Source organism: Neptuniibacter sp., assembly GCF_024231755.1.
GTDB lineage: Bacteria > Pseudomonadota > Gammaproteobacteria > Pseudomonadales > Balneatricaceae > Neptuniibacter.
This window is the reverse complement of the sequence record NZ_JAAEQH010000375.1, coordinates 1-10,705: the sequence shown is the minus strand read 5'-3', so window position 1 is coordinate 10,705 and position 10,705 is coordinate 1. Positions and strand designations below refer to the sequence as shown.

Genomic DNA, 10,705 nt, shown 5'->3' with positions numbered 1-10,705 from the left:
GTTTCTGGTGTTTGATGAAGCTGACCGTATGCTGGATATGGGTTTTAAGGATGAAATCAAAGCGGTGATTAGTAAGTTGCCTAAGCGGGATAAGCAGCCAAGACAGACGCTGCTTTTTTCGGCAACGCTCAGCGATAATATCTACAAATTCAGTAAGAATCTGCTTTCCAGCCCCGAACTTATTGAGGTTGACCAGCGCAACTCCACTGCGGAAGATGTTGAGCAGATAGTCTACAACTGCGATCCTGATCGCAAGCTCGCAATCGTGACCCACTTAATTAAGAGCAGCAACTGGTCGCAAGTAATGCTCTTCAGTCGTACTAAGCAGGGGGCTGATGATCTGGCAAAAAAACTCTGTAGCGATGGTATTCAAAGTGAAGCGATACACGCTGATAGAAGCCAAACTGTCCGAGAAAAAGCATTAGCTGAATTTAAAAAGGGCTGTGTGCAGGTACTTGTGGCCACAGATGTTGCAGCGCGTGGGGTCGATATCAACCAGCTGGCCTGTGTGATCAACTATGAGATGCCTTACAAAGCTGAGGATTATATTCATCGAATTGGCAGAACAGGACGAGCAGGCAACAAAGGAACCGCTATCTCACTTTTGGTTGAAGAGGAAAACTATCTGCTTGAAGAGATAGAGGCCCTTCTTGATGAGCGTTTGCCGCAGCAGTGGTTGCAGGGCTTTGAACCTGATCCTTTGCGGGTGATAGATGTATCGAGAAAAAACAGTAAAAGTGCCCAGAAGCGTCGTGCGAAGCAGCGGGCTTTAGGTAAAAAACGTCGTTAACCGATTAGTTGAACTGCATGGTCGCCAGTGCGTTTCTGAATAGGAATATCGGCTTTAAGAGTCGTTGCCCTAAATATGTGACCTGCTGATACGGTAATGGAGACGGTGGTATTAAAAGAAGGAGAAGGCACCGAAAGATCGATGCCTTAAAGGTAATGAGTCAGAAGCAATTACTTGCTCTGTTCAACCATGTATTCGACGGCTGATTTGATCTGCTGATCGCTACATTTACCACAATCACCCTTAGCTGGCATTTTATTGAAACCCTGAATGCTCAGTTGAGTCATGCTATCAATGCCTTTACTTTCCAATGCTACCCAGGCTTCTTTGTCGCCAATTGCTGGAGCACTTGTTACAAAGCCCATTACGCCACCGTTGTGGCAAGCGGAGCAGACTTGCTCAAATATTTCACTGCCCGTGCTATTTGAAGTGATGCCATCATCGCTTGGACCGCAGCCTGTCATGAATGCTGCGGATGTAACTAAACCAACCATGGCAATAGATTTTTTAAACATTGTATTTTCCTAGAACTTGTCATTAAAAGTAATCATTTGGCCTGATATATATGGCTTCAAGCCTTATTATTTGCGCGCATCCTGCCTTATCTTTTTCCCACTGACAAGTTCAAATAGGGCATTTAGAAAGAGATAACTTACCCTTAGAAACAAAAAAAGCCCCGGTTAGGGGGCTTTGGGGACGTGGACAGCTAATTAAATTTCCACGTTAAGAGCTCTAACAGTTTCCATGTTGATGTACTTATCTGTTGGCAGCTTGTTGTCAGACTGGAACTTATTCACAGCAGACATTGTTTCGCGACCAATCACGCCATCAATGTTACCTGGGTTGTAACCCTTAGCGTCCAGAGCGCGCTGAATATCCATGATTGTTGTGCGAGTCATGTTGGTTTCACACAGAATAGAACGCCATTCCATGAAGCCTTCCTGATCAAGTTTCTGCAGCGATACAGTTTTGTATTCGGCAGGAATCTCTGTACGTTTTTCCTGAGCTGGAGAAACCAGTTTAGTCACGCTAACAGTTTCGTATTTAGCTGGGATCTCAACTTTCTGAGAGCCTGCTTCCTGCAGTACAACCTGGCGTTTAACCGTTTTGTACTGAGCTGGAGTTTCTGTCAGACAGATCTGATTACCAGTACGTGTCGTCGCTGGGTGTTCACGGTTGTGAACTTCATGCCATACGAAACCAACACCTGCTACCTGCTTAGTTACAGCAATATCTTTGTATTTAGCAGGAACTGTACGGCGAACTTCCTTCGCTTCGGAAACCAGTTCTTTTACACGAACAGTTTTGTATTCTGCAGGGATCTCGATTTCACGAGTGGTTGCTTCTGAAACAAGTACACGTTTGCTGATTGTTTTGTACGTTGCAGGTACTTCAACCAGACACATGATTTCGCCAGTAGCTTCATCGATTTTCTGGATTGGGCCTGTGCCTTTCTTCCAGGTAGTGTGCGCTGGTACGTCAATAACCTGTTCCGTAACAGTCTTGTATTTAGCAGGTACTTGTTCGATGCGAGAGCTAGCTTCCTTAACCAGAACCTGTTTTTCTACCCAACGGTATTCTGCAGCTTCTGTTTCAACAACATCGTAAGCTTCGCTTACCAGCACAGATTCGTTAACTTTCTCGAATTTGGCTGGTGTGTAGTGTTCGTGGAAGCACATGCCAGGTGTTGCTGCATCAAGGTTGATACCGTGATCAGCTGCAGCTTTCAGCAGCTGTTCGCTTGCTGGAGCGCTGCCTGGAGCTAAGGCAACCTGCCACTGAGTGCCGGCTTCTCGAACCAGCTTCTTCTCTGTTTCGTAACCGTATTTAGCAGGTACAGCTACCATTCGGTGGCTTGCTTCCTGAACAAGTACAGTTTCTTTAACGGTTTCGTATTTTGCAGGGATTACATCAACTTTCTCACTGGCTTCTTTAACCAGCAGGGTTTCTGTGTAGTTCTGGTAAGTCGGTTCTACCCATACACGTGCGTAACATTCGCCAGTTTTTGCGTTTGGTGGCAGAAGCTCATCTTCACCGTTTGCTGTATTTGCATTAGCACGAGCTAGTGCATCCTGAGCCTGGGCTTCACGCAGGGAAACCTGCTTCTCACGCTCAACCAGCTCTTTATTCATTTTTTCCAGCTCTTCAGCTGAATACATAGATGATTTAGGGTCGTTAGCGCTACAAGCAGCTAGCAGAACAGCAAGTGACAGGGTGCTGAGTTTTGCGACACCTTTGGTTGAAATAACCATGATCTCTCCTGATTGTTTTGGGGTTCCTTAAGTGTGTTTGGAGATAATAGGCGCTGAACCTTAAGCCCAGCTGTATGGACTGAGAAATGTTTGTTGAAAGACGGTTTTTAATCTAAAGTCTGACTCGGCCGACTGCTTAGGCCTATAAAATGTAATAGTTATCCGCGATAAGAGTGAGTTTTATGTCAGTTAATTTGGGGCAGAAAATACAGGACCTTTATAGTTCGTTTGGTGATCTCTCCGGCATCACTATCGAATTGCATAAGCAGTTAATAGCGGTTGCTGTTCATAACAAATCAGCCAAGGCGACATTGTTTTTACAGGGTGCTCAGTTAGCTGAATACCAGAGACTCGGAGAAGAACCCGTATTGTGGATGAGTGACCAGTGTGATTTTAAGGCTGGTAAGTCCCTACGCGGTGGTATCCCTATCTGTTGGCCTTGGTTCGGTAATTTAGAGTTTAATCCTGAAGCAGTGAAATCGCAGTTTTCTGGTGAGATGCCTGCCCATGGTTTTGTCCGTGAGAGGGAATGGAGCCTGGATAGGGTTAATTCTGTTGATGAATATACAACGGAGCTGTTTCTATCCCTTGATGTTGAACCTGACCCGGAGCGGCCTTTCTGTGCGAGACTGCAGCTCAAAGTAAGTATCGGCCAAGAGCTAGAGCTTGAATTCAGTGTAAGTAACACGGGTGATAAAACGTTTAGTTTTACATCAGCATTACATACCTACTTCAGTGTCAGCCATATCGAGAGAGCTGAGATTCATGGATTGGAGCAAAAGACGTATTTAGATACATTAAATGGCTGGCAGTCAAAGACAGATGCCGATGATTTGCAGATCAATTCTGAAGTAGACCGGGTGTACCCAGATCTTAATAAGTCTACAGTGCTTAAAGACTCAGGGTGGGATAGAGCTATACAGATCGAAGCTGAACATTTCCCGGATATGGTTGTTTGGAATCCTTGGATTGATAAGGCAAAGCGTCTGAGCCATTTTGCAGATGAGGCCTATCAAGAAATGATCTGTATGGAGTCTGCACAGATCTTAGATAATTATCTTACTCTTAAGCCGGAAGAGCAGTTCAAAGCATCGATCATAATCCGATCTGAGTAACTCACATATTGTCGCAGATCTCAGGGATGAGCTCTGGACTGGCAGGTTTGCTATAAAAATACCCTTGCCCATAATCGCATTGATATTGCTTTAGCAGATGTGCCTCCTCAGCTTCTTCAATCCCTTCTGCGACTACGCTCAAACCTAAGTTATGGCCTATATCGATCATGCTTTTAATCAAGTGACCGCTGGTAGCGTCGTTCAGAATGCGGCATGTGAAGCTGCGATCAATTTTAAGCGTTTGAATCGGCAGTTGTTGCAGATGACTAAGTGAAGAGAGTCCTGTGCCGAAGTCATCTAGGGCGATTGATACCCCATTTTTGTTCAGTTCAGGAAACATTTGTTGTGTTTCCTTGATGATGTGCATGGCAGTATCCTCAGTCACCTCGATGAGAAGAAGGCCTTTTTGAAGCTGATATTTTTCAAGAGATGACCGAATGATCTGAACCAGATCAAGTTTGTACATTGATGGAGAAATGTTCACCGATACAGGCAGTGGGCTGAACCCTTGCTTTTTCCATTCCGCTATTTGACGGCATGTTTCATCAATGACCCAGAGTCCAAGTTTATCAGCGAGACTATATTGCTCGGCAATAGAAACAACTTCCAAGGGGGATATGGCACCGTAATGGCTGTGAGTCCAGCGCAGTAAAGCCTCCATGTAGACAGCTTTATCACTGTCTAGAGCTACAATTGGTTGAAATACTAAATGTAGTTTTTGATGTTCGATCGCCTCTCTTAGGTCTTTTTGTAACTGCTGCGTGCGATTTATCTCAGAATCCATTTCAAAATCAAATAGCGTATGCTTTGATGAAGGGGAGTGGTCCTTCGCTTTATACATAGCTATATCAGCTCGGGTTAAAAGCTGGCTTGGAATTCGTCCATGGTCAGGGAAACTAACGCTGCCAATGCTACCCCCTATGTGGCAGATGTGATTGTCGATGTAAAACTCAGTTTCTAATGCCTGAATAACTTCATTGGCCACTTCGTTTAGCTTCTGGTTACCCTTTATGTCTGGTTGGAGAATCGCGAATTCATCCCCGCCTAAGCGACAGGTCAAACAGTTGTGTTTCTCATCAACTTTTTTCAGGCGTTCTGCTACAGCTTGTAATAAGTAATCACCGGTATGGTGGCCTAACGTATCGTTAACATCTTTAAAGCCATTTAGATCTAGCAAGTGTAAAGCGAATGGTTGTGGTTGCTGTACTTGTGTCACGAGTATTTTTTTCAGGAAAGCGCGGTTAGGCATTCCGGTTAGGCTGTCATGTTCAGCCATATGACGGTTTATTCTGTTTTCTTTTAGTACCATTAGTAGGAGTAGAGTACCGGCCATGATTAACCCAAACATCAACCAGATCAGCTGTTGCTGAAGTTCTGATACCCGCTTATCGACCCGAAGGCGGGAGTCGCTATGGAGATGGTAGTTTTCAATTGAAAGTTTTTCGATCGCCTTCAAATGAGGAGCGAACTGCTTTTGAATATCAGTAGCTAGTGCTGGATTACCAGGAAGTTCATTAAAGATGGTGTGTTCTAGAGATTTAACCTCAGAGAACGAGTTATCTAATAGCTGGATTGCACCATCAATCCTACTAATATCCTTGGCATCAACCCCTTGAAGCACTACAGGAAAGCGGCTCCATAAAATGTCGTAATGTTCGACTAGTTTCTGGTGCGTAGAATGGTCTGCAAGGAACAGCGTAAGGGCTTCATGAAAACGTCTTGTTTCGGCACGAAGTTGGAAAAGAGTCCAGACACTCGTGTTGTATTGTGCATCAAGTATAGATTTAGATTGCTTTAGCTGCGTTAAACTGACAATTGCACTGACAAAAAAGAATAGAACGATTGGTATCAACCAAAAGCTCTTGAGCTGTAGCAGTCTGCTTGGGAGGTGCCGTGAGAGCATTATTTAATCTCGATATGAGTTAACTGCCAGATCATTCTTCCCGTATGAATTTCTGCATTCAATTCAGGGTATTTATCATGGGGTAGCAATAGCCATAGGGGGCCTTTATCTCTGATAGACATGGTCTTGCCGTCAGTCTGCCATGCAAGTATGGGCTGATACTTGTTGATATATGCAGCATCAAGATCAATCGCATAATCGTTCAATGCAGTAAGGCTTATAGAGGAGCCTTGAGCGCCAACATGTTCGAGAACAGCCGAGAGAAGAGGTCCATGGTATTCATGTGCAGAATCATCCCAGCGCGTTTGAAGGGTAAACGTATCGCTTCTGAGTTGCTTTAATTGCTCCAGATCGAATTCGACAATCTCGTTGCTCTGAGAATTTTGAATTTTGCCTGTGATGGTGAGTATCACTTTTCCTGTTGGTGCAGGCAGGGTGCCTGAGTAACAACTAACAGAAAACACTGCTAGCAGTATGGCTAGTAACTTGTTCATGCACAGAACCTTATTGGTACTCATTATTTTTATAGTTTTGTAATAAGTAGCAGATCTGGATAGTGCTTTCTAATGCCTGTTTAATATAAGTTTATGAGTATTGCTTATGTATTGAGTTCGCAAGTGCTGCAGAGGGGATCAATAAATAATCATGAAACATAATCAAGGTTAGAGTGTTTAAATTTGGCCTGTGTTTATTGATCTATTGGGCTTTTGTTTATTTTGTGTGTTTTAATTCTGAATGAAGGCAGGTCTTAAACCAGCTTCACCATAATATCGTGCAGGACATTTGCCGCCTGATGCAGGAAGCGGGAACCATCCATTAGATGATGATATATCTCTCGCTTACGCAGCATCTCTGCTGTGACTTCACCCTGGAAAAGATCGATAAGACTGTGGCGATAGAGGCGCTCTATTCGTCTGTGAGCGTGTCTGGCTGTCTGGGCTTCTTTTTCACAGTCTGCAGGATAGGTGCCTAAGGCTTTAAAGCCCCGTTCGAGCGCTTCAGAACCAGACAAAAGCTCGTCTAGAATCCTGCGCATATGATCGTCGGGCTCTACCTGAAGATCCAGCATTTCGTTAATGGTGCTTTTGCAGTGGGTGATAATCCAATCCAGAGCTGCAATAGCGCGGTAGATATCCTCTCTATCAATTGGCGTTGAAAATGCGCGGTTAAGTTGGTGCTGATTACGGATTTTTAGAGTATCAGCTGCATGTTCATCTTCGGCCAGTATCTGAGCGAGTTCCGGATCTGCGTGTTCCATGTACTGGTGTAGATTGCGGATGGTGAGGGTGACCATCTCGCTTTGCTCTGCGAGCAAGTTGAAGAAATCTGGGGGAGTGGGAATCAGCCGATCAAGTAACTGCTGGATAAAGCCTTTTTTTTCAAGCTGACTCATAACGAATCCTTACGCCAAACCAATAATTGAGAGAAAAGCAAAACTTACCACCGCGACTAGGGCTGCACCTGGGATAGTTAGAATCCAGGTTAGGGCGATCTCTTTTGCCTTAGCCCAGCGAACCGCCTTGGGTCTTTCTGCAGCACCTATTCCCATAATAGATGAAGACACTACATGTGTTGTAGAAACAGGCGCCCCAATCATTGAGGCAAGAAAAATCACGCCGCCAGAACTGGCCTGCGAGTTAAAAGCATGTAGCGGTCTGATTTTATAAATCGCGAAGGCCAGAGTCCGTACTATTCTCCAGCCCCCCAATACCGTACCCAGAGTAATTGCGAATGCGCATGTAAGCATTACCCATAGGGGTACTTCAAAACTATCTATCTCGCCGCTGAGCAACAAACATAAAGTAAGAATACCCATGCTTTTTTGCGCATCGTTTGCACCATGAGCAAAAGCTAAAGCAGAGGTGGAAATCCATTGAGCGCCACGTAACTCGCGATTAATAAGAGGGCTTGCTGCGCGGAACAGAAAGAGCATCAGGCGCTGCAGAATAAAGCCAACCCAAAGACCTGCTAAAGGCGATAGCACCAAAGCTAGAAGAACTTTGGTAACTCCAGTGATATGTCCTTCTGCTAGTTGCTGAAAGCCCCATACGACATGTTCTGGCCCAACAGAAACTACAACTGCACCTGCCAGCCCACCAACCAGTGCGTGGGACGAAGATGAGGGGAGGCCACGCCACCAGGTAATGAGATTCCATGCTGTAGCCGCAAAAAGACCGCAAATCACCACTGAAAGCGAGAGTTGTGCTGGCATATCGTCGAGAACAACAAACTTACCTATAGTATTTGCCACTGCGGTACCGCCCAAAACGGGGCCAAGAAAGGTAAAAGTGCCGACAATCAGGACAGATTGGCGTGGGGTCATCGCACGCGAAGCGATAACTGAAGCGACCATATTTGAAGCATCGTGAAAGCCGTTGGTGAAATCAAAGATAAGCACCATTAGGGTGGCTAAAACAATGTAGAGCCAGAATAGATCCATGTTCTTAGGCTACTGCAGAAACAACAGTTCTTACTATAGCGAAGAAATGAGGTAGGGGGACAGGTTTAAACCTGTCCCAAATGTATTCTTCAGCCTTCAAGTTTGCTTAGCTGCTTGTAGTTCTGGATGCCGCTGATCTGGTCTTCAGCGTGGTGGTTTACATAGAGAACAGTGGTTTCACCGCTGGCACAGATCTTCTCAATTAGCGCCAGAACCAACTGGCGGTTAATATCATCCAGACCCAGACATGGCTCATCCAGAATCAACAGAGTAGGGTGTTTAACCATAGCACGGGCGATCAATAGCAGACGCTGATCACCAAAAGATAGCTGATTGTAAGGCTGGTCGGCACGATCTTGCATGCCTAGCAATTGGAGCCACTGATCAGCAACCTGTTTCTCTTTGTCACTACTCTTGGTGTACATACCAATACTGTCGTGGAAACCAGAGATGATTACATTACGTAGGCTGATACTGACACGGTATTCCCACTGCAGAGCAGTAGATACATATCCGATGTACTGCTTTATCTGCCAAATAGTTTCGCCGTTACCACGCTGCATACCAAAAACAAAAATATCGTTGGTGTAACATTGTGGATGGTCGCCTGTGATCAGATTCAGCAGGCAGGTTTTACCACTACCATTAGGGCCGCTTAGTTGCCAATGTTCACCGGGATTAATGGTCCAGTCGAGCCCATCAATCACCTGATTATCTGCATACGCCACTTTGATATTGCTCAGGCGTACCAGCGGATCTTCAGGGTTTAAAGCTGGTGGACGGTCGGAATCATCAGTTTCAGGCACTTCAAGATCAGTTGTTTTCAGGTGAAGAAGTTGATAAAGGTTGTCGTAAGCCTGTTTGTCATTCACATCTACGGTGTGATGCAGCTGGCCTTTATCCATGTAAGCAACATGGGTGATGAAATTCGGCATCTCATCAAAGCGGTTCAGAACAAGCACCATGGGAACCGTATCAACCTGACTGGCAAGAAGCTCGTTCAGCATCGCCATGGAATCAACATCCAGACCATCAAAAGGCTCATCCAGAATCACAAGGCCCGGTTTATTTACCAGCGCGCGGATGAGCATGATCTTGCGGGTTTCGCCGGTAGATAGCTTACGGAAACTGCGTTCCAGCATATGTTCAAGTTTGAACTTACCAATCAGCTCTTCAAGCAGATCAGCATCAAAATCTGGGTTGTCGTTTTTTCCTTCTTCAAGGATTTCACGAACAGGGGTGCCCTCAGAGATAACGTCCATAATATCGGCGTCATCTTTCTTTAACTCACGTTCTATCAGCTCAGCCTGAGCCTCAAAAGAGACCAGCTCTACGCGTTCAGGCAATCCTGTTATCGAGCCTGAAGTCTTCTCGCCGGCGCCCGCCAGAATCGCAGACAATGCTGACTTACCGGAGCCATTGGTGCCGGTAATAACCCAGTGCTGGTTTGTTTCCAGAGTCCAGTTGATATTGGAAAGGGTGAATGATTCACCAAATTCAGCGCTGTAATTTTCGACGATGATTTTGTTCATGGTTCTAATAAATAGCTCGATAAAACGCAGTAAAAGGGCAAAAAAAAGCCAAGGCCAAAGGCCCTGGCTTTATCTTTCCATCTAGAAGAAATCTTTAAGTAATAATAACTTATACGATCTTCTTCATGTCAGCCATGTGGCCGCGCAGTACTTTACCAATTGCTTCAACTGGGTGTGAACGCAGTGCTTCGTTAACTTCGATCAGACGAGCGTTATCAACGCCAGTGTCTGTTACATCCAGACCCTTACCGATAACGTCTGTTTCGATGCCTTTCATGAAGTCGCCCAATAGAGGCAGGCACGCGTGGTTGTACAGGTAGCAACCGTACTCTGCAGTATCAGAGATAGTCGCGTTCATTTCGTACAGTTTCTTACGTGCGATTGTGTTAGCAATCAGCGGAGTCTCGTGCAGAGATTCGTAGTAAGCAGATTCAGCAATGATGCCCGCTGCTGTCATTGTTTCGAATGCCAGCTCAACACCTGCTTTAACCATAGCAACCATCAGGATGCCGTTGTCGAAGAATTCTTGCTCAGAAATCTCTACGTCGCCTGCTGGAGTCTTCTCGTAGTTAGTCTCAGCAGTTTCCGCACGCCAGCCCAGAAGGTTTTTGTCATCGTTCGCCCAGTCTTCCATCATCACGCGAGAGAAAGTACCGTCGATGATGTCATCCTG

9 protein-coding genes and 1 pseudogene are annotated in these 10,705 nt (G+C 45.3%); 2 read left to right on the top strand and 8 right to left on the bottom strand.

The annotated features are described in order from the left end of the window. A partial coding sequence (locus GY843_RS20855; RefSeq protein ID WP_297312607.1) for a DEAD/DEAH box helicase occupies window positions 1–790 on the top strand: 790 nt, incomplete at its 5' end. 170 nt (window positions 791–960) lie between these two features. Here GY843_RS20855 and GY843_RS20850 read toward each other — a convergent pair. Together GY843_RS20850 and GY843_RS20845 are read right to left on the bottom strand one after the other, a co-directional pair. Continuing rightward, complete coding sequence (locus GY843_RS20850; protein WP_297312606.1) at window positions 961–1,305, bottom strand: c-type cytochrome; 345 nt, start codon at window positions 1,303–1,305, stop codon at window positions 961–963. Window positions 1,306–1,500: 195 nt separating this feature from the next. Then, window positions 1,501–3,042, bottom strand: a complete 1,542-nt coding sequence (locus GY843_RS20845; RefSeq protein WP_297312605.1) for a peptidoglycan-binding domain-containing protein — start codon at window positions 3,040–3,042, stop codon at window positions 1,501–1,503. 182 nt (window positions 3,043–3,224) lie between these two features. Here GY843_RS20845 and GY843_RS20840 point away from each other — a divergent pair, with 182 nt between their 5' ends. Next, entirely contained in the window at window positions 3,225–4,157 is a 933-nt protein-coding gene (locus GY843_RS20840; RefSeq protein WP_297312604.1) for a D-hexose-6-phosphate mutarotase, read from the top strand. Window position 4,158: 1 nt separating this feature from the next. On the opposite strand, the gene GY843_RS20835 is transcribed toward GY843_RS20840, so the two are convergent. The 6 genes and pseudogenes from GY843_RS20835 to GY843_RS20810 all read right to left on the bottom strand — a co-directional run. Continuing rightward, window positions 4,159–6,009: an EAL domain-containing protein gene (locus GY843_RS20835; protein ID WP_297312603.1), complete on the bottom strand. Its 1,851-nt coding sequence runs from the start codon at window positions 6,007–6,009 to the stop codon at window positions 4,159–4,161. Between the two features lie 50 nt (window positions 6,010–6,059). Continuing rightward, window positions 6,060–6,554 carry a hypothetical protein gene (locus tag GY843_RS20830; RefSeq protein WP_297312602.1) on the bottom strand — a complete coding sequence of 165 codons (495 nt, stop codon included), beginning with the start codon at window positions 6,552–6,554 and terminating at the stop codon, window positions 6,060–6,062. A 254-nt stretch (window positions 6,555–6,808) separates the two neighbouring features. Further along, window positions 6,809–7,453, bottom strand: a complete 645-nt coding sequence (locus GY843_RS20825; RefSeq protein ID WP_297312601.1) for a DUF47 domain-containing protein — start codon at window positions 7,451–7,453, stop codon at window positions 6,809–6,811. A 9-nt stretch (window positions 7,454–7,462) separates the two neighbouring features. After that, the gene (locus GY843_RS20820; RefSeq protein ID WP_297312600.1) at window positions 7,463–8,500 is read right to left on the bottom strand and encodes an inorganic phosphate transporter; all 1,038 of its coding nucleotides are present in this window, start codon (window positions 8,498–8,500) and stop codon (window positions 7,463–7,465) included. Window positions 8,501–8,589: 89 nt separating this feature from the next. After that, window positions 8,590–10,032 (bottom strand): molybdate ABC transporter ATP-binding protein ModF, encoded by a 1,443-nt coding sequence (gene modF / locus GY843_RS20815; RefSeq protein WP_297312599.1) that lies wholly within the window; start codon window positions 10,030–10,032, stop codon window positions 8,590–8,592. Between the two features lie 109 nt (window positions 10,033–10,141). Next, window positions 10,142–10,705: pseudogene (locus GY843_RS20810) on the bottom strand (ketol-acid reductoisomerase); the annotation flags it as partial.

Coding starts and splice junctions, on each gene's coding strand:
- GY843_RS20825 (WP_297312601.1), bottom strand. CDS start 7,453: ATGAGTCAGCTTGAAAAAAAAGGCTTTATCCAGCAGTTACTTGATCGG.
- GY843_RS20830 (WP_297312602.1), bottom strand. CDS start 6,554: ATGAACAAGTTACTAGCCATACTGCTAGCAGTGTTTTCTGTTAGTTGT.
- GY843_RS20820 (WP_297312600.1), bottom strand. CDS start 8,500: ATGGATCTATTCTGGCTCTACATTGTTTTAGCCACCCTAATGGTGCTT.
- GY843_RS20850 (WP_297312606.1), bottom strand. CDS start 1,305: ATGTTTAAAAAATCTATTGCCATGGTTGGTTTAGTTACATCCGCAGCA.
- modF (WP_297312599.1), bottom strand. CDS start 10,032: ATGAACAAAATCATCGTCGAAAATTACAGCGCTGAATTTGGTGAATCA.
- GY843_RS20840 (WP_297312604.1), top strand. CDS start 3,225: ATGTCAGTTAATTTGGGGCAGAAAATACAGGACCTTTATAGTTCGTTT.
- GY843_RS20845 (WP_297312605.1), bottom strand. CDS start 3,042: ATGGTTATTTCAACCAAAGGTGTCGCAAAACTCAGCACCCTGTCACTT.